Here is an 18,877-nt window from a genome sequence, read left to right on the forward strand (position 1 = left end):
GGACGATTGGAGTGTTGCGTGAATGGACCGGCAGCGCATTCGCTGGTACTATGCGTGCATGATGAATTTGCCGACTATCCCAGAATACATGCTTTATGGTGAAACCGACGCTTTCCCCGATGTGGTACATTGCGAACATATCAAGGACCGCGCACCGGATCATGGATGGCGCATCGCGCCGCATCGACATGCGCAATTGGCGCAGGTGTTTTTCATTCAAACCGGCCATGCAACCTCCGTCGTTGACGGGCAGGAATTCGAACTTTCCGATAACCAGCTGTTCTATGTTCCTGCGCAGGCCGTTCACAGCTTTGCATTTGCCCCGAACACCCAAGGGATGGTGCAGTCATTTCCCATCTCCGTGCTGCGCAGCATCGCCCCCGCAAATGACGAAGTTGCACGCGCCCTATCGCTGCCGTTTGTCACGACGCCTGACGCAAAACTGCTAACGCTGATGACCCTGCTCGACACCACATTGGCGGATGGCGGCCCTTACCGAACGCAAACTGCCTTGGGATTGGCACATGCGGTTTTATCAATCACCGCCGCCCTAAACCCTAATCCGCATGGGCCAGCTGGCACCAAACGTGATCGCAGGCTCGCACAGCTTGATCAGTTAATCAGCGATCCCCAAACCGCTGGATGGCGCGTGCAGGAATATGCCGCAAAAATGGGCCTGAGCACCGGGCACCTAAGCCGCCTGTGCCGCGCCGCCAACGGATTATCCGCCTCAGCATATATCGAGGCACATATCATCCAAGAGGCATGTCGGTTACTGGCTTTCACCCAGCTTTCGGTGGCCGAGGTCGGATACAGGCTTGGATTTACCGATCCTTCCTATTTCTCGCGGCGGTTTCGGGCAGTCCAACAGGAAACGCCGTCGGTCTACCGGCAGCGATTTGTCAGCCAGCCATAAGCCGCCCTTAGCGTGCCTAAAAATTGTGCAAGGCGCAAAAATTAGCCTGATATTTACCCGAACGCAGCCGTTTACCATCGCCTCGACAGCGAATTCCGTTATCCATGATCAGGCTTTTAGCACCACGACGGGAGGGGCCCATTAACATCGCGACACATATCGATCTTGTGCCAGACGCAGTGTCACAGCCCCGCGCCTTGGGCGATCTGTCTGTGACCAGCAAGACATATGGCGATGCGTCGGTGCTGGGCGATTTGTATCAATCCGGATGCCTCAAGGCGCTGTTTCCACGCGCCAACGCGACGGGCCTGACGGGCGTTTTTCTGAACACATCTGGCGGGATGACAGGCGGCGATCGTCTGACAATCCGCGCAGACGCCGGGCCAAACAGCCGGTTAACACTGACCTCCCAAGCGGCCGAACGTGTTTACCTGGCGCAGCCCGGCCCCCCCGCGCAATTGACCAGCACACTGCATGTGGCAAAGGCTGCGCGGATCGACTGGCTCCCCCAAGAAACGATTCTCTTCAACGGTGCCGCCTTGCAACGGCGATTGGACGTTGATCTGGCCCCCGATGCCACCTTCTTTGGGGTGGAACCGCTGGTTTTTGGCCGTGTCTCGATGGGCGAAACCCTGACCACGGGCAGTTTTGCCGACAACATCACTATTCGCCGCGATGGCGTTCTGATCTTTGCCGATGCCGTGCGCCTGTCAGGCGATATCGCTGCGCAAATGGCGGGCCCTGCCACCGCAGCGGGCCAGTTCGCCATGGCCAGCGTGATCTATGCCGCCGCCGATGCCGAGGGCCTGCTTGGCCCGTTGCGTGCGCTGCTGCCTGCGACAGCCGGTGCCAGTCTGATCCGGCCCGGCGTGCTTTATGCGCGCGTCCTTGCCCCCGACAGTTACATCCTGCGCCAGTCTTTGGTGCCGATCATTGCCCGCCTGCACGGCGCGGCCCCACCCAAAACATGGATGCTTTGACATGCAGCTAACCCCCCGCGAAAAAGACAAATTGCTGATCGCAATGGCAGCCGAGGTCGCCCGCAAGCGCCTTGCCCGTGGCGTGAAACTGAACCACCCCGAAGCCATCGCCCTGATCACCGACACCGTGGTCGAAGGCGCGCGTGATGGCCGCAGTGTCGCCGACATGATGCAAGCGGGCGCTCAAGTCATCACCCGCGACCAATGCATGGAGGGTATCCCCGAGATGATCCACGACGTCCAAGTCGAAGCCACTTTTCCCGACGGGACCAAGCTGGTCACCGTCCACAATCCTATCCGCTAGAAAGGCCCCGATATGAAACATCTGATGATCCTGCCCGCTTTGCTTTTGGCCTCTCCTGCGTTGGCGCACCCCGGCTTGCACATCGCCCCGCACGGTGCCGAATGGATGCCGGTGTTCATGGGCCTCGCCGTAATCGGCACCGCCGCAGCAATCGCCCTACGCGCCCGTATCAAAGCTGCTGCGAAGGCCCGCAAATGATCCCCGGCGAAATCTTTTGCGCTGATGGTGACATCACCCTGAACGCGGGTCGCGAGGCGATCACGCTCATGGTGGCCAACACCGGTGACCGCCCCGTGCAGGTCGGCAGCCACTATCATTTTGCCGAAACCAACCCCGCGCTGGATTTCGACCGCACCGCCGCCCACGGCTGCCGTCTGGACATTGCCGCTGGCACCGCCGTGCGTTTTGAGCCCGGCCAGCGCCGCGAGGTGAACCTGATCCCGCTCGCAGGCGACCGCAAGGTTTTCGGGTTTAACGCCGCTGTGATGGGCGCGCTTTAACGCGCAAAGAGGAAAGAGATCGACCATGACCACCAAACTGCCCCGCTCTGAATATGCTGCCATGTACGGCCCGACCACGGGCGACCGTCTACGTCTGGCCGATACCGATCTGATTATCGAGGTCGAGCGCGACCTGACGACCTATGGCGAAGAGGTTAAATTCGGCGGCGGCAAGGTCATCCGCGACGGGATGGGGCAGTCTCAGGTCACGCGAGCGAATGGGGCGGTCGATACCGTGATCACCAACGCGCTGATCGTGGACCATTCCGGCATCTACAAGGCGGATGTCGCGCTGAAAGACGGGCGGATCGCTGGCATCGGCAAAGCAGGCAACCCTGACACACAACCCAACGTCGACATCATCATCGGACCGGGAACCGAAATCATCGCGGGCGAAGGCCGGATCCTGACCGCGGGCGGGTTTGACAGCCACATCCACTTTATCGCGCCCCAGCAGATGGAGGATTCGCTGCATTCCGGCGTGACTACCTGTTTCGGCGGCGGCACTGGTCCTGCCCATGGAACGCTTGCCACCACCTGCACCCCCGGACCGTGGCACATCGGGCGGATGTTGCAGGCGATGGACGGCGTGGTGATGAACATCGGCCTATCGGGCAAGGGCAACGCCAGCCAGCCCGGCGCGTTGGTCGAGATGGTCAATGCCGGGGCCTGTTCGCTGAAACTGCACGAGGATTGGGGCACCACACCTGCCGCGATTGATTGCTGCCTGTCGGTCGCCGATGACATGGACGTGCAGGTGATGATCCATACCGACACGCTGAACGAATCCGGCTTTGTCGAACATACGCTGGCCGCCATGAAAGGCCGCACAATCCACGCTTTCCACACCGAAGGTGCGGGTGGCGGACACGCACCCGATATAATAAAGATTTGCGGCGAAGAACATGTTTTGCCGTCCTCCACCAACCCGACGCGCCCCTTTACAGTGAACACGCTAGAAGAGCATCTGGACATGCTTATGGTCTGTCACCACCTTGATAAATCGATCCCCGAAGACGTCGCCTTTGCCGAAAGCCGGATCAGGCGCGAAACGATCGCCGCCGAGGATATCCTGCATGACATCGGCGCATTTTCGATCATCGCGTCCGACAGTCAGGCGATGGGCCGCGTGGGCGAGGTGTTGATCCGCACATGGCAAACCGCCGACAAGATGCGCAAACAGCGCGGGCGTCTGCCCGAGGAAACCGGCGACAACGACAACTTCCGCGTCAAACGCTACATCGCGAAATACACGATCAACCCCGCAATTGCCCACGGGGTCAGCCGCGAGATCGGGTCGATCGAGGTTGGTAAAAAGGCCGATCTGGTGCTGTGGAACCCTGCGTTTTTTGGTGTGAAACCCGAAATGGTGTTAATGTCGGGCATGATCGTCGTGGCACAAATGGGCGACCCGAACGCGTCGATCCCCACGCCGCAGCCTGTCTATACCCGCCCCATGTTTGGCGCGTACGGCAGCGCGTTGCAGCATTGTGCCGTCACTTTCATTTCTGAGGCCGCACAATCAAACGGGTTGCGTGATAGCCTTGGCCTGTCCAAGCAGACCATCGCCGTCAAAAACACCCGCAATATCGGGAAATCGGACCTGATCCACAATTCGGCCACCCCCAAGGTCGAGGTAAACCCCGAAACCTACGAGGTGCGCGCAGATGGCGAATTGCTGACCTGCCAACCCGCCGAAACCCTGCCCATGGCACAACGCTATTTCATGTTCTGAGGCCCGATATGACCGACCTTACGCCCGCCCACACGATCAAACGCAGCGGCCACTGGGATGATGCCCATGACAGCTGTGTGTTGACCTATGATGAACGGTTCCTGCGCCGCAAACGCCTGCTGACCGCCCATAACCAAGGGTTCCTTGTTGACCTGCCGCATACGGAATCGCTCAACCACGGGGATGCGTTCCAACTGGAAGACGGGAAGCTGATCGAAGTCATCGCCGCCGAGGAAGCCTTGCTTGAGATCACAGGCGAAGATCTGGTGCGGCTGGCGTGGCATATCGGCAACCGCCATTGCCCCTGTCAGGTCGAACCGACGCGCCTGCTGATCCAGAACGACCACGTGATCCGCGACATGCTGGGCAAGCTGGGTGCGACCCTGCGTGATGTGTCTGAACCCTTCATCCCCGAAGGCGGTGCCTATGGTCACGGGCGCACACACAGCCACGCCCATTGATGCAAACGCAATCGCTCATCACCTTGGCGCAATGGCTGTCGCCCAGCTTTCCGGTTGGCGCTTTCAGCTATAGTCACGGGCTCGAGATGGCTGTGCATGATGGCACGATCCATGATGCGGCTTCGCTGCAAGCGTGGCTGGGCGATATCATCGCCCACGGTGCAGGACGAACCGATGCGATTCTACTCAACGCTGGCTTTCAGGGCGAGGGATTGGCAGACGTTGATGCGCTGGCGCGCGCCCTTGCCCCGTCATCAGAGCGGCTGTCCGAGACCACACAACAAGGTGCGGCCTTTGTGCGGGTGGTGAATGACGTCTGGGGGCATGGCTTGCCCGATCTGACGCTGCCTGTGGCTTTCGGTGCGGCCTGTGCGGCCCAAGGCTTGCCGGTGAAAGACGCCGCGCAAATGTTCCTGCACGCCTTTGTCAGTGCCCTTGTCTCTGCCGCCATCCGCGCTGTGCCTTTGGGCCAAACCGACGGGCAGCGGGTGATCACTGTCCTTGCCCCGCTGTGCCAGCAAACGGTTGAAACCGCCCTGACCCAAACCATCGACGACATCGGCAGCGCCTGTTTTCTGGCCGACATTGCGTCGATGCGACACGAAACGCTTTACTCAAGGATGTTCCAAACATGACCTCACCCCATGGCCCTTTGCGGATCGGAATTGGTGGCCCTGTGGGCGCGGGCAAAACCACGCTGACGGCCGCCCTGTGTCGGGCCATGCGCGACCGCTGGTCTATCGCTGTGATCACCAATGACATCTATACCCAAGAAGACGCCGAAGCCCTGATGCGGATGCAGGTGCTGCCCCAAGACAGAATCATCGGGGTCGAAACCGGCGGCTGCCCCCACACCGCAATTCGCGAGGATGCTTCGATCAATTTGGCCGCTGTGGCGCGGATGCAGGAACGTCATTCTGATCTGGATTGCATATTGATTGAATCGGGCGGCGATAACCTGTCTGCCACCTTTAGCCCCGAACTGGCCGACATCACTTTATATGTCATCGATGTCGCCGCAGGCGAAGAAATCCCTCGCAAGGGCGGCCCTGCGATCACCAAGTCGGACATCCTGATCATCAATAAAACAGACCTCGCACCCTATGTCGGGGCATCGCTGGACGTGATGGACCGTGATGCAAAACGGATGCGCGGCGACCGCCCGTTTGTGTTTGCCGCGATGAAAACCGATCAAGGTGTCGCCGACGTTCTGGATTTGATCATACAGATTGGTGGCTTACAGCCGGTTCCCGCTGATTGAACATTTGTAATAAAACTGGCGGATTCCTGCCGTTGGTTAACAGAGCGCTTTGATTTTTACCTGAAATCGTCAAAGCTCCGCCGTGCTTCGCCCGGACAGTGAAGCACGGATAGGCAACCATTGAGGGCAGCAAAAAATGAGCGTGAAACACGCCTTATCGACAAAAATCAGCATTCCATTTCTATGTTTGGGGCTACTTTTCGCAGCGGGTTGTGCGCAATCGCCGTCAGGGCTGCGGACACTTTCGTCGGCAGACATCAACCCCGAGCTACACGCCATGGCGATTCGCGAAGTGCGCGCCTTGCAGTCACAAGGCCGCCGCGTTTGGTGCGTACCTTTTGCGCGTAACGCCAGCGGTGTGAATATCCGCGGCAATGCGAATACCTGGTGGAGCCAAGCCAAGGGCCAATATACGCGCGGCAAGGAACCAACAGCCGGTGCTGTGATGGCATTCAAGGGAACCAACCGTAACCCGATGGGCCATGTTGCGGTGGTGTCCAAAGTGGTGTCTCCGCGCGAAGTTCTGGTCGATCACGCGAATTGGGAACGTAACAAAATCTCCCTTCAGATGAGCGTCATTGACGTATCGCCACGCAACGACTGGTCCAATGTGCGCCTAGAAAGCCAACCAGGTACATATGGTAGGGGCTATCCTATCAATGGTTTCATCTACCCGGACAACAAACTTCACCCAAATACCCATGCCGCATCCAATCCGACATTCGCGTTCATGGACACCGCCGCTAAACCCTAGTGAAAATCGTGATGCCCCGGCATGGCACCGGGGCGTTACGCAGTTCATGCCGGGCGCAATTGGGTTTTGATCAGATCAATCTCATCGCCCCCCCCACAATTCGAAACGACACGACACTAAAACTGAAAAGCCAAACCAAGCCTATAATTAATCGCTTTCGACAAAGTCATGTACATTCTGGCCACAAGCGATTAGGGACGGCGGCAACACTCGGCTGGCGTGCGCGCCATTGCCGTGCCGCGCGCATTTTTGCCGCCCTTTTTATTCAGTCAGGACTTACCGTTGATCCAAACCATCGCAGACGCGCTTGCCAAACAAGGCTATGAAACGCTCACACCCGTACAACAGGCGGTCACAGATCCGGCCCTTGCCGACGCTGACCTCTTGGTATCCGCACAAACCGGATCAGGCAAGACCGTTGGTTTTGGCCTGGCGATCGCGCCAACCTTGCTTGGCGATTCCGAGAAATTCGGCCATGCGGGCGCACCCCTTGCGCTGATCATTGCGCCCACCCGCGAACTGGCCATGCAGGTCAGCCGCGAACTGACGTGGCTATACGGCCCGGCCGGCGCTGTCGTCACCACCTGTGTGGGCGGCATGGACACGCGCACAGAACGCCGTGCACTGGACCGCGGCGCACATGTTGTTGTCGCCACACCGGGCCGGTTGTGCGACCACATCAAACGTAACAACATCAACCTGTCGGACATCCGCGCCGTGGTGCTGGACGAAGCCGACGAAATGCTGGATCTCGGGTTCCGCGACGAGCTTGAGTTCATTCTTTCGGAAGCCCCCGAAGAACGCCGCACCTTGCTGTTCTCTGCGACCGTCCCTGCGGCGATTGCCAAGCTGGCGAAATCCTACCAGCGCAACGCACAGCGCGTTGAAACCATCGGCGAGGCCAAGCAGCACACCGATATCGAATACCGCGCCCTGACCGTGCACCCGCGCGATACGGAAAACGCGATCATCAACGTGTTGCGGTTCTACGAGGCCAAGAACGCCATCGTCTTCTGTAACACCCGCGCTGCCGTTGCGCGCCTGACCACACGGTTCACGAACCGTGGTTTCTCGGTCGTGGCGCTGTCGGGCGAGCTGTCGCAATCCGAACGTACGAACGCATTGCAGGCGCTGCGCGATGGCCGCGCCCGCGTGTGTATCGCGACGGATGTTGCGGCACGTGGGATCGATTTGCCCAACCTCGAACTGGTTATCCACGCCGATCTGCCATCCAACTCCGACACGCTGCTGCACCGCTCTGGCCGGACCGGCCGCGCGGGACGCAAAGGTGTGTCTGCCCTGATCGTACCTGCTAAACTGCGCAGCAAAGCCAACCGCCTGATCGGTGGTGCCAAGCTGAAAGTCGAATGGGCGAACCCGCCCTCGGCCGAAGAGGTCAACGCCGAAGACGAGAAACGCTTGCTGGCCGATCCAGCTTGGTCGGATCCGATCCCCGATGATGCGGCAGGCTTTGTTGCCAATCTGGTCGAACAGTTCAGCGCCGAACAACTGGCAACGGCTTTTGTGAACCTCTACCGTGCCCGTCAGTCCGCGCCAGAACAGCTGGCCGAACCCGGTACACCCGCCGATGAAAAACCACGTGGCGATTTTGGCCCTTCTGTCTGGTTCTCGATTTCTGTCGGGCGCAACCAAGACGCCGAACCACGCACCATCCTGCCGATGATTTGCCGCATGGGCGATCTGACCAAGGATGACGTGGGCGCGATCCGCGTACAGCCCAGCCATACCTTCGTCGAAATCCTAGCCAAGTCTGAGGCGAAATTCACCAATGCGCTTGGCCCCGATATGAAAGTCGAAGACGGCGCAATCGTCACCAAGCTTGACAAGGCACCTGACCTGTCGCGCGGGCCGAAACCCGGCGGCCGCGGGCCAAAGCCTGATCGGGGTCCCAAGCCTGACCGCGGCCCCCGCGCTGAGCGCGCCCCGCGCCCGGCCTATGATCCTGATGCCCCACGCGCCCCGCGAAAACCCCGCGCCGAGACAGCCGAAGCTCCAGTCGCGTTCAGTGAAAAGCCACGTGGCCCAAAGCCCCAAGGTGATAAACCACGCGGCGACAAACCCAAGTTCGACAAACCGCGCGCACCCAAGGGCGAACGCCCGCCAAAGTCGCACAAGACGGAACGCAGCCCCATGAAACCGGGGGCAGCGCCCAAACCAAAGTCGAATCCAAAGCCCGACGCTTTTGACAAGCCCGCGGGCAAGCCAAAGGCCAAAGCGGTCTGGAAAAAAGAGAAGTCCGACGCCCCCCGCGGTGATGCGAAACCAACTGGGGACAAGCCGTTCAACACACGCGCCACTGATCCATCAAAGCGTTTTGTGCCACCGAACAAGCTGGGTCAGGCTGGCGGCAAACCAAAAGGCGGCAAACCCGCAGGCCGACCAAAAGGCGGCGAAGGTGCGCCTAAACGCCCCAAAAGCAGCTTCCGTCCCAAGTAAGTGATATCAAAGCACGCGGTTCACGCCGCGTGCTTTGCACATACAGCCTTCAGCACCGGACTGAAGGCACCAATACTTCAGACAACGCCCGGAAAAACCGGCCGGAATTTTTCAAAAATTCCGAACCGTTTTCTTTAAAAGAAAACGACACCGGGCGGCTGATGTTTTTGAAAACCTCATGTCCCTTTATCATTTGGACCTAAAGATAGGTGTCGACTGGCCCTACTGCGCCCTTCCCATTTGCGATGATGTGATATCAAGCTAGGCTGTGTAACCACGCCCTCACCCATCCTCATATTCGAAAGGTCAGTCAATGGACGGTACATTCAATGAGAACGACATCTCCCGTATTGTCGAGGCCGACCGCGCCCATATCTGGCATCACCTAAGCCAGCATAAACCCTATGAAACCACAGACCCCCGCATCATTGTCGAAGGCAAGGGCATGCGCGTCTGGGACCAAAAAGGCAAAGAGCATCTGGATGCCGTGTCGGGTGGTGTGTGGACCGTCAACGTCGGCTATGGCCGCGAAAGCATTGCCAACGCGGTGCGCGACCAACTCATCAAACTGAACTATTTTGCCGGTTCTGCCGGGTCGATCCCGGGGTCGATCTTTGCCGAAAAGCTGATCGAAAAAATGCCGGGGATGAGCCGGGTATACTATTGCAACTCAGGTTCAGAAGCGAACGAGAAGGGCTTTAAGATGGTGCGCCAGATCGCGCACAAGCGCTATGGCGGCAAGAAACACAAGATCCTGTACCGCGACCGCGACTATCACGGCACGACCATTGCCTGTTTGTCGGCGGGCGGTCAGGACGAACGCAATGCACAATACGGCCCCTTCACAGACGGCTTCGTGCGCGTGCCCCATTGCCTTGAGTATCGCAAATTCGAACAGGAAGGCGCGCCCGACGAGAACTACGGCGTGTGGGCTGCCGATCAGATCGAAAAGGTCATTCTTGCCGAAGGTCCCGATACTGTTGGCGGGCTGTGCCTTGAACCCGTGACCGCTGGCGGCGGCGTGATCACCCCGCCTGATGGCTATTGGGAGCGCGTGCAGGAAATCTGCCGCAAATATGACATCCTGCTGCACATCGACGAAGTCGTCTGCGGCGTTGGGCGCACCGGCGAATGGTTCGGCTATCAGCATTACGGCATTAAACCCGATATGGTGACGATGGCCAAAGGTGTCGCCTCGGGCTATGCCGCCATCGCCTGCCTTGTGACCACCGAAGAGGTGTTCAACATGTTCAAGGACGATGCCGCCGACCCGATGAACTATTTCCGCGATATTTCTACCTTTGGCGGCTGCACGGCTGGCCCCACTGCGGGCATCGAAAACATGGCGATTATTGAACGCGAAAACCTGCTGCAGAACACTACAAACATGGGCAACTATATGCTCGAGCAGCTGGAAGAGCTGTCGGACAAGTATTCGGTCATCGGCCAAGTACGCGGCAAAGGTTTGTTCCTGGGTGCAGAGCTGGTCGAAGACCGCAACACCCGCGCGCCCGTTGCCGAGAAAATCGTTCAAGCGGTCGTTGCCGATTGTATGGCCCAAGGTGTCATTATCGGGGCCACCAACCGGTCCTTGCCCGGCAAGAACAACACATTGTGCTTCAGCCCTGCCCTGATCGCCAAGAAAGATGATATCGATGAAATCATCACGGCGGTAGATAATGCGATGGGCCGTGTTTTCGGGTAAAATCACGTTGTAATCAGCGACGCCTGCATGCCGCGCGGCGCATGCAGGCTCAGCCATTTCTTGCCGATGCCAAAAATACGCTGGAACTATTTCCGCCATACTGCGTTATCTAAGGAACACAACTTGGAGAATACCATGAAAAAGTTTCTGTTGATTCTGCCACTGCTGGGTGCAGTTGCCGCATGTGACACGCAAAATCAGTCTGCCTTGACCGGTGCCGCCGCTGGTGCCGCTTTGGGTGCCGTAGTTTCCAACGACAGTGACCGTGCCAAGGGTGCTGTCTTGGGTGGCTTGGCTGGTGCAGCTGCTGGCGCATATATCGGCCGCAGCACGACCGGTGAGTGCGTTTATCAAAACTCCGCCGGTCAACGTTATACGGCTCCTTGCCCATAAGCGTTGCCGCTTAACAAACCGACATATAATCAGGCCTCGGCATTCGCCGGGGCCTTTTTCGTAGCGCCACATCATAATGCCAGATTGCACCGCGCCTAGGTCCAGCTTAGGTTGGCGCTATGGCGCTTCCTGTTGAAACATTTTTTCTGCACCCTGATGCAGAGGGTACTCTGCAACAGCAGATACAGCAGATGATCGCCCAAGGGATTTTGACCGGGCGCTTTAGCACCGGTGAAAAACTACCCTCCACCCGCAGTCTGGCACGGCATCTTGGGATCAGCCGTATTACGGTGACAATCGCCTATACCGAGCTGCTGGCGAATGACTATCTGACCTCCAAAGGGCGGTCGGGCTATTACGTTTCGGAAAACGCGCCAGCCCCGCCACAATTCACCCCCGCCGAAAACACCCCCGACGCCGTCGATTGGGCACGCGCAATCGGGCAGCGGTTTAGTGGGGGCGTCACGCCGGTCAAGCCGCAAGACTGGGGCAAATACCGCTATCCATTCATTTATGGCCAAGCGGACCCATCACTATTTGATCACGCGAATTGGCGACTTTGCGCGCTACAGGCTTTGGGCCAACGCGATTTTACGGCACTAACGACAGATTACTATGATCAGGACGACCCCAAACTGATCGAATTCATTGCACGCCATTCCCTGCCCCGCAGGGGAATCTCGGCCCGTCCCGAACAGATACTGATCACGCTGGGGGCGCAGAATGCCCTATGGTTGACGGCGCAGGTTCTATTGACCCAACGACGGCGCGCCGCACTTGAAGACCCCTGTTACCCGGCGCTTCAGGATATATTGACGCAATCGCGTTGCCATGTGTCACCCGTGCAGGTGGATCAAGAAGGGCTGATCCCCGATGCGATCCCCGACGATACCGATGTCATATTCACGACCCCCAGCCACCAATGCCCCACGACGGCGACCATGCCGATGGCGCGGCGGCGCGCCTTGCTGGACCGCGCCCGTGCCTTGGACGCGCTGATCGTCGAAGATGATTACGAATTCGAGATGTCGTTTCTGAAATCCCCTTCGCCCTCGCTCAAATCGCTCGATCAGGATGGGCGTGTGATCTATGTGGGCAGCTTTTCGAAATCGCTGTTTCCCGGTCTGCGCCTTGGTTATCTGGTCGGGTCCGAGCCGTTCATCCGCGAGGCACGCGCCCTGCGCGCATCTGTCTTGCGGCACCCGCCGGGACATATCCAGCGCACAGCCGCCTATTTCCTGTCGCTGGGCCATTACGACGCGCTGGTGCGCCGGATGAGCAATACCTTGCACGGCCGTCGCACCGTGATGGAGGACGCGATCAAGGCAAACGGGCTGCAAATCGCCGGGCGTGGAGCCTATGGCGGGTCGTCATTCTGGATGCGCGCGCCCGATCACATCTGCACCGACGATCTGGCCATGCGGTTGCGGGCGAAATCCGTGTTGATCGAACCGGGTACGCCGTTTTTCAATGGTGACGCCCCGCCGCAAAACTATTACCGGCTGGCCTATTCATCGATCCCGTCGACCCAGATCGCGGCGGGCATCGCCCATGTCGCCCAGGAAATTCATCGTATGGGCTAAACTGGCCTTATCCAGCGCCCCCTGCTGGCCCTAACCCGTACCTCCCCCAGGCCCTAGTGTGCCTCCAACTCAAAATCACCTCCAAGGATGCCCCCTGACATGAAGATGACCACCGAAGAAGCCTTTGTGAAAACCCTTCAGATGCATGGCATCGACAATGCGTTTGGTATCATCGGGTCCGCGATGATGCCGATTTCTGATATTTTCCCCGACGCGGGCATCACATTCTGGGACTGCGCCCACGAAGGCAGCGCCGGCATGATGGCTGACGGTTTCACCCGTGCAACCGGCAAAATGTCGATGATGATCGCGCAAAACGGCCCCGGCATCACCAATTTTGTGACGGCTGTGAAAACCGCCTATTGGAACCACACGCCCTGCCTTTTGGTCACGCCCCAAGCCGCGAACAAGACCATAGGCCAAGGCGGTTTCCAAGAGATGGAGCAGATGAACCTGTTCGCCGATTGCGTCGCCTATCAAGAAGAGGTCCGCGACCCGTCGCGCATCGCGGAAACCCTGAACCGCGTCATCATGCAGGCCAAACGTGCCTCTGCCCCTGCGCAAATCAACGTGCCGCGTGATTTCTGGACCCAAGTGATCGACATCGAGCTGCCCGAAATTGTCGCGTTCGAGCGCCCCTCAGGTGGTGAAGAAGCCATCGCCAAGGCCGCGGCCTTGCTATCGGACGCCAAGTTTCCCGTGATCCTGAATGGCGCTGGTGTGGTGCTGGCAAAAGGCGGGATCGAGGCAAGCAAACTGCTGGCCGAACGTCTGTCCGCGCCCGTTTGCGTTGGCTACCAGCACAACGACGCCTTTCCCGGCGGGCATCCGCTGTTTGCGGGGCCGTTGGGGTATAACGGGTCCAAAGCAGGGATGGAGCTGATCGCGAAGGCAGATGTGGTGCTGGCCCTTGGTACGCGGTTGAATCCGTTTTCGACCCTGCCCGGTTATGGCATCGACTACTGGCCCAAAGACGCCAAGATCATTCAGGTCGACATCAACCCCGACCGTATCGGCCTGACCAAAAAGGTCAGCGTTGGTATCGTTGGCGACGCGACCAAAGTCGCCAACGCGCTGCTGGCCAGTCTATCTGGCACCGCCGGCGACGAAGGACGCGAGGACCGCAAAGCCACCATTGGCGAGACCAAATCGAAATGGGCGCAGCAACTGTCTGGTATGGACCACGAGGACGACGATCCGGGCACCAGCTGGAACGAACGCGCCCGCGCCGACAAACCCGACTGGATGAGCCCCCGCATGGCATGGCGCGCGATCCAATCCGCGCTGCCCGCCAACGCGATCATCTCGTCCGACATCGGTAATAACTGCGCCATCGGCAACGCCTATCCGTCGTTTGACGAGGGCCGCAAATATCTGGCACCCGGTCTGTTTGGCCCCTGCGGTTACGGCCTGCCTGCCATTGTGGGGGCCAAGATCGGCTGCCGTGATGTGCCCGTCGTGGGCTTTGCCGGCGATGGTGCCTTTGGCATTTCGGTCAATGAACTGACCGCCATCGGGCGTGGCGAATGGCCAGCGGTGACCCAAGTGGTCTTCCGCAACTACCAATGGGGTGCTGAAAAGCGCAACTCGACCCTGTGGTTCGATGACAACTTTGTCGGGACCGAGCTGGACGAAGATGTATCCTATGCTGGGATCGCGCAGTCTTGCGGCCTACAAGGTGTAATCGCCCGCAATATGGACGAACTGACCGCCGCGCTGAACAAGGCCATCGACGACCAGATGAACCACGGCAAAACCACCCTGATCGAGGCGATGATCAACCAAGAGTTGGGCGAACCCTTCCGCCGCGATGCGATGAAAAAACCCGTCTCGGTCGCGGGCATCAGCAAAGACGACATGCGCCCCCAGACGGTCTAGCGCGTGCCGGACAGCCATATCCTTGTGATCAATGCAGGGTCGTCGTCGATCAAGACGGCCCTGTTTGACGACCATCTGACCGAAGTTCTTCGGGTCGAGGCGACAGGCGTTGGCGGCACGGGAACTATGAAAATCGGAGCCACGGCACGCACTGCAGACCTGCCCGACAATGCCGCAGCCCTTGCAGCGATCTTTGATGCGCTGTCACAGCAAGGTATCGCTGTCACCTCGCTGCGTGCAGCGGCGCACCGCGTCGTTCATGGCGGCATCACGCTAACGGCCCCCTGCCGCATCACGCCCGAAATCCGCCAAGCCATTGCTGATTGCATTCCGCTTGCCCCACTGCACAACCCGCATCATCTGGCTGCAATTGACGCGGTAGCCGCCCTTGCGCCCGACTTGCCACAATGCGCCAGTTTTGACACGGCGTTTCACGCCACGATCCCCGATATCGCCCGCCGCTATGCGCTGCCCGATCGCGCCGATCTGACGGATCTGCAACGCTACGGCTTTCACGGGACCAGCTATGCCGCCCTCGTCCGCGCCCTACCCCAGCAAAGCATCACACTGCCGAAACGATTGCTGGCTTGCCACCTTGGCAACGGCGCGTCGCTTTGCGCGATCCTTGACGGGCAAAGCGTGGCCACGACGATGGGCTACTCGCCGCTCTCGGGCCTTACCATGGGCACCCGCGTGGGCGAGATCGACGCCGGTGCCGTCTTGCGCCTTGTCCGCCAGCTTGGGCTCGATGAAACCGAAACGCTGTTGCATCATCAATCCGGCCTTCTGGGGCTATCCGGCATCAGCTCTGACATGCGCAGCCTCGAAAACAGCACCAGCCCCAATGCCCGATTTGCCATCGATCATTTCTGCTATTGGGCCGGCCGTCAGGCCGGGTCGATGATCGCCGCCATGGGCGGGCTGGATGCTGTGGCATTTACCGGCGGTATCGGCGAAAACTCCGAACCGATTAGGAACGGCATTCTTGACAAGCTTTCGTGGATGGGAAACTTTCCCAGCTATACCGTGGCAGCACAGGAAGAAATTCAGATCGCCCGCGAAGCCAGCGCCCTGCTGAACGCCTAAGAAAAGAGAGCAAGGATGACGCCGAAGCAACCCGTTCTTGACCTTAGCCCGCCCGTTTCGGACGAAATTCGCAAAACCACCTGCTATATGTGCGCCTGCCGCTGCGGCATCAATGTGCATATGAAAACCAACGCCGACGGCGACATGAAGGTCGCCTATATCGAGGGCAATCGCGACCACCCCATCAACAAAGGCGTGCTATGTGCCAAGGGCAGCGCGGGCATCATGCAACACAACGCCCCGGCCAGACTGCGCAAGCCCCTGAAACGAGTGGGCGAACGTGGATCGGGCGAGTTCGAGGAAATCGAATGGGAAGAGGCACTGCAAATCGCCACCGATTGGTTGGCCCCCATACGTGCCAATGCCCCCGAGAAGCTGGCGTTTTTCACAGGCCGCGATCAATCGCAAAGCTTCACCTCATATTGGGCGCAAAACTTTGGCACGCCCAACTATGCCGCACATGGCGGATTTTGTTCGGTCAACATGGCCGCCGCTGGCATCTACACGATGGGCGGCGCGTTCTGGGAATTCGGCCAGCCCGATTGGGACCATACCAAACTGTTCATGCTGTTTGGCGTCGCCGAAGACCATGACAGCAACCCGATCAAGATGGGTATCGGCAAGATCAAAGCACGCGGCGCGCGGGTCATTGGGGTGAACCCGATCCGCACCGGCTATAACGCCGTGGCCGACGATTGGGTCGGCATTACGCCGGGCACCGACGGGCTGTTCATCCTGTCGATGATCCACTGCCTGATGAAGGCTGGGCGCATTGACCTCGACTATCTCGCGCGGTTCACCGATGCCCCCGCACTGGTAAACGGTGACCCTGGGTCGCCCGAATTCGGCCTGTTCCTGCGCGACAAGAACGGCAAGCAACAGGTGATCTGCCGCAAGACGGGCAAGCTTACCGCCTTCGACCAACCCGGCGTCCGACCTGATCTGTCAGCCACCCATATTATCGGCGACATCACCCACCGCCCGGTCTTTCACCACATGGCCGAAAAATACCTGACCGACGATTACGCCCCCGAAGATGTCGCCGACCGCTGCGGTATCCCTGCCCCGCGCATCCGCGCCATTGCAACTGAGATCGCCCGCGTCGCCTTTGACGAGGCATTCGAGCTGGACCACGAATGGACTGATTTCCGCGGCGATGTTCACAAAACCATGACGGGCCGCCCCGTGTCATTCCACGCCATGCGCGGCATCTCGGCCCATGCCAACGGGTTCCAGACCTGCCGCGCCCTGCATACCCTCCAGATCATCCTCGGCACGGTAGAGGTCCCCGGCGGCTTTCGTTTCAAACCACCTTATCCCAAGCCGGCAACCGCACACCCCAAACCCCATTGCGGCGTAACACCCGGTAAACCGCTGGACGGCCCGCATCTGGGGTTCGTCCAAGGGCCCGCCGATCTGGCGCTAAAAAACGACGGCACCCCGGCGCGCATCGACAAGGCATTCACCTGGGAAAACCCGATGAGCGCCCATGGCCTGATGCATATGGTGATCTCGAACGCCCATGCAGGTGATCCCTACAAGATCGACACGCTGTTCATGTACATGGCCAATATGTCGTGGAATTCATCGATGAACACCGGCGGCGTGATGAAGATGCTGACCGACAAGGACACAAACGGCGATTATGTGATCCCGCGCATCATCTATTCCGATGCCTATTCCTCCGAGATGGTTGCCTTTGCCGACCTGATCCTGCCCGACACCACCTATCTGGAACGCCACGACTGCATCAGCCTGCTGGACCGCCCGATTTGCGAGGCTGACGCCGCCGCCGATGCAATCCGCTGGCCGGTGGTGGAACCTGACCGCGATGTGCGCGGTTTTCAATCAGTGCTCTGTGATCTTGGTGCGCGGCTTGGCCTGCCCGGCTTTGTCGACGATACAGGCGGCCAGAAATACGCGGACTATGCAGACTATATCACAAACCACGAACGCCGCCCCGGCATCGGCCCGTTGGCGGGCTTTCGTGGCGCGGATGGCACTCAGGCAGGGCGCGGCGCGGCGAACCCCGATCAACTGAACCGCTATATCCAGAACGGTGGTTTCTTTACACACCACATCCCCGACGGCGCACAGTACTACAAACCATGGAACAACGCCTATCAAGACTGGGCCGTAGAAACGGGCCTATATGATGCGCCCCAACCGTACCTGTTTTCCCTCTACGCTGAACCGATGCGCCGCTTTCAGCTTGCTGCCGAAGGCCACGGCGACCGTCAGCCCCCCGACCATTTGCGCGACCGTATCAAACACACGATGTCCCCCCTGCCAATCTGGTACGAAACCGACCAACAGGGCAACGACGGCTTCACGATCACCGCGCTCACCCAGCGCCCCATGGCGATGTACCACAGCTGGGGCAGTCAAAACGCATGGCTCCGCCAGATCCACGGTCATAACCCGCTCTACCTGCCGACCAAACTGATGCGCGCAAACGACTTGCAAGACGGCGACTGGGCCCGCGTTACGTCCCCCCATGGCGAAATCACGGTTCCGGTTATGGAAATGGCCTCCCTGAATGAAAACACCGTCTGGACATGGAACGCCATCGGCAAACGCAAGGGCGCTTGGGCGCTGGACGATGCCGCCCCCGAAGCAACCAAAGGCTTCCTGCTCAATCACCTGATCCATGAACTCCTCCCCCCCAAGGGCGACGGCCTGCGCTGGTCCAACGCTGACCCGATCACAGGCCAGGCTGCTTGGTTCGACCTCAAAGTCAAAATCGAGAAATCCCCCGCCCAGACAGAATCCAAACCAACCACCCCCAAGCAAAAATCGCCCGTCGCCGCCGCACCGAAAAACCTCGCTTGGAAATCCAGATAGCCCCTTCTCTGGCTCGAAAA

The 18,877-nt window shown here is 59.3% G+C and carries 17 protein-coding genes; all 17 read left to right on the forward strand.

All coding sequences use genetic code 11. The features are described 5' to 3' along the window. The first annotated feature begins 22 nt into the window (after positions 1–22). The 17 genes from KZZ06_RS05500 (at position 23) to KZZ06_RS05580 (ending at position 18,857) form a co-directional block, all read left to right on the forward strand. Positions 23–916 carry a helix-turn-helix domain-containing protein gene (locus KZZ06_RS05500; RefSeq protein ID WP_219579032.1) on the forward strand — a complete coding sequence of 298 codons (894 nt, stop codon included), beginning with the start codon at positions 23–25 and terminating at the stop codon, positions 914–916. 179 nt (positions 917–1,095) lie between these two features. After that, positions 1,096–1,896 carry an urease accessory protein UreD gene (locus KZZ06_RS05505; protein WP_308340003.1) on the forward strand — a complete coding sequence of 267 codons (801 nt, stop codon included), beginning with the start codon at positions 1,096–1,098 and terminating at the stop codon, positions 1,894–1,896. Between the two features lies 1 nt (position 1,897). Next, positions 1,898–2,200: an urease subunit gamma gene (locus KZZ06_RS05510; protein ID WP_008227618.1), complete on the forward strand. Its 303-nt coding sequence runs from the start codon at positions 1,898–1,900 to the stop codon at positions 2,198–2,200. Positions 2,201–2,212: 12 nt separating this feature from the next. Further along, a complete protein-coding gene (locus KZZ06_RS05515; RefSeq protein ID WP_219579034.1) occupies positions 2,213–2,398 on the forward strand; it encodes a hypothetical protein in 186 nt (61 codons plus the stop codon). After that, positions 2,395–2,700 carry an urease subunit beta gene (locus tag KZZ06_RS05520; RefSeq protein WP_219579035.1) on the forward strand — a complete coding sequence of 102 codons (306 nt, stop codon included), beginning with the start codon at positions 2,395–2,397 and terminating at the stop codon, positions 2,698–2,700. The genes KZZ06_RS05515 and KZZ06_RS05520 overlap by 4 nt, the downstream gene beginning before the upstream one ends. A 25-nt stretch (positions 2,701–2,725) precedes the next feature. Continuing rightward, positions 2,726–4,435: an urease subunit alpha gene (gene ureC, locus KZZ06_RS05525; protein ID WP_219579036.1), complete on the forward strand. Its 1,710-nt coding sequence runs from the start codon at positions 2,726–2,728 to the stop codon at positions 4,433–4,435. Positions 4,436–4,443: 8 nt separating this feature from the next. Further along, the gene (locus tag KZZ06_RS05530) at positions 4,444–4,896 is read left to right on the forward strand and encodes an urease accessory protein UreE (RefSeq protein ID WP_219579037.1); all 453 of its coding nucleotides are present in this window, start codon (positions 4,444–4,446) and stop codon (positions 4,894–4,896) included. Further along, positions 4,896–5,531, forward strand: coding sequence for an urease accessory protein UreF (locus KZZ06_RS05535; RefSeq protein WP_219579038.1), 636 nt, complete (start codon positions 4,896–4,898; stop codon positions 5,529–5,531). The genes KZZ06_RS05530 and KZZ06_RS05535 overlap by 1 nt, the downstream gene beginning before the upstream one ends. Further along, positions 5,528–6,157, forward strand: a complete 630-nt coding sequence (gene ureG / locus KZZ06_RS05540) for an urease accessory protein UreG (protein ID WP_219579039.1) — start codon at positions 5,528–5,530, stop codon at positions 6,155–6,157. The genes KZZ06_RS05535 and ureG overlap by 4 nt, the downstream gene beginning before the upstream one ends. A 136-nt stretch (positions 6,158–6,293) precedes the next feature. Continuing rightward, positions 6,294–6,911, forward strand: coding sequence for a CHAP domain-containing protein (locus KZZ06_RS05545; RefSeq protein ID WP_219579040.1), 618 nt, complete (start codon positions 6,294–6,296; stop codon positions 6,909–6,911). Between the two features lie 282 nt (positions 6,912–7,193). Beyond that, the gene (locus KZZ06_RS05550; RefSeq protein WP_219579041.1) at positions 7,194–9,368 is read left to right on the forward strand and encodes a DEAD/DEAH box helicase; all 2,175 of its coding nucleotides are present in this window, start codon (positions 7,194–7,196) and stop codon (positions 9,366–9,368) included. 313 nt (positions 9,369–9,681) lie between these two features. Next, entirely contained in the window at positions 9,682–11,073 is a 1,392-nt protein-coding gene (locus KZZ06_RS05555; protein ID WP_219579042.1) for an aspartate aminotransferase family protein, read from the forward strand. 135 nt (positions 11,074–11,208) lie between these two features. After that, complete coding sequence (locus KZZ06_RS05560; protein ID WP_219579043.1) at positions 11,209–11,466, forward strand: YMGG-like glycine zipper-containing protein; 258 nt, start codon at positions 11,209–11,211, stop codon at positions 11,464–11,466. A 119-nt stretch (positions 11,467–11,585) separates the two neighbouring features. Continuing rightward, positions 11,586–13,049, forward strand: coding sequence for a PLP-dependent aminotransferase family protein (locus KZZ06_RS05565; RefSeq protein WP_219579044.1), 1,464 nt, complete (start codon positions 11,586–11,588; stop codon positions 13,047–13,049). Positions 13,050–13,148: 99 nt separating this feature from the next. Then, positions 13,149–14,927 (forward strand): sulfoacetaldehyde acetyltransferase, encoded by a 1,779-nt coding sequence (xsc, locus tag KZZ06_RS05570; RefSeq protein ID WP_219579045.1) that lies wholly within the window; start codon positions 13,149–13,151, stop codon positions 14,925–14,927. A 3-nt stretch (positions 14,928–14,930) separates the two neighbouring features. Further along, the gene (locus KZZ06_RS05575; RefSeq protein WP_219579046.1) at positions 14,931–16,013 is read left to right on the forward strand and encodes an acetate/propionate family kinase; all 1,083 of its coding nucleotides are present in this window, start codon (positions 14,931–14,933) and stop codon (positions 16,011–16,013) included. 15 nt (positions 16,014–16,028) lie between these two features. Next, positions 16,029–18,857 (forward strand): molybdopterin oxidoreductase family protein, encoded by a 2,829-nt coding sequence (locus KZZ06_RS05580; protein ID WP_219579047.1) that lies wholly within the window; start codon positions 16,029–16,031, stop codon positions 18,855–18,857. The last annotated feature ends 20 nt before the right edge of the window (positions 18,858–18,877 follow it).

It is taken from the genome of Sulfitobacter sp. CW3 (genome assembly GCF_019392245.1).
Lineage (GTDB): Bacteria > Pseudomonadota > Alphaproteobacteria > Rhodobacterales > Rhodobacteraceae > Sulfitobacter.

Coding starts and splice junctions, on each gene's coding strand:
- ureC (WP_219579036.1), top strand. CDS start 2,726: ATGACCACCAAACTGCCCCGCTCTGAATATGCTGCCATGTACGGCCCG.
- KZZ06_RS05500 (WP_219579032.1), top strand. CDS start 23: ATGGACCGGCAGCGCATTCGCTGGTACTATGCGTGCATGATGAATTTG.
- KZZ06_RS05520 (WP_219579035.1), top strand. CDS start 2,395: ATGATCCCCGGCGAAATCTTTTGCGCTGATGGTGACATCACCCTGAAC.
- KZZ06_RS05510 (WP_008227618.1), top strand. CDS start 1,898: ATGCAGCTAACCCCCCGCGAAAAAGACAAATTGCTGATCGCAATGGCA.
- KZZ06_RS05555 (WP_219579042.1), top strand. CDS start 9,682: ATGGACGGTACATTCAATGAGAACGACATCTCCCGTATTGTCGAGGCC.
- KZZ06_RS05530 (WP_219579037.1), top strand. CDS start 4,444: ATGACCGACCTTACGCCCGCCCACACGATCAAACGCAGCGGCCACTGG.
- KZZ06_RS05515 (WP_219579034.1), top strand. CDS start 2,213: ATGAAACATCTGATGATCCTGCCCGCTTTGCTTTTGGCCTCTCCTGCG.
- KZZ06_RS05580 (WP_219579047.1), top strand. CDS start 16,029: ATGACGCCGAAGCAACCCGTTCTTGACCTTAGCCCGCCCGTTTCGGAC.
- KZZ06_RS05535 (WP_219579038.1), top strand. CDS start 4,896: ATGCAAACGCAATCGCTCATCACCTTGGCGCAATGGCTGTCGCCCAGC.
- xsc (WP_219579045.1), top strand. CDS start 13,149: ATGAAGATGACCACCGAAGAAGCCTTTGTGAAAACCCTTCAGATGCAT.
- ureG (WP_219579039.1), top strand. CDS start 5,528: ATGACCTCACCCCATGGCCCTTTGCGGATCGGAATTGGTGGCCCTGTG.
- KZZ06_RS05545 (WP_219579040.1), top strand. CDS start 6,294: ATGAGCGTGAAACACGCCTTATCGACAAAAATCAGCATTCCATTTCTA.
- KZZ06_RS05560 (WP_219579043.1), top strand. CDS start 11,209: ATGAAAAAGTTTCTGTTGATTCTGCCACTGCTGGGTGCAGTTGCCGCA.
- KZZ06_RS05565 (WP_219579044.1), top strand. CDS start 11,586: ATGGCGCTTCCTGTTGAAACATTTTTTCTGCACCCTGATGCAGAGGGT.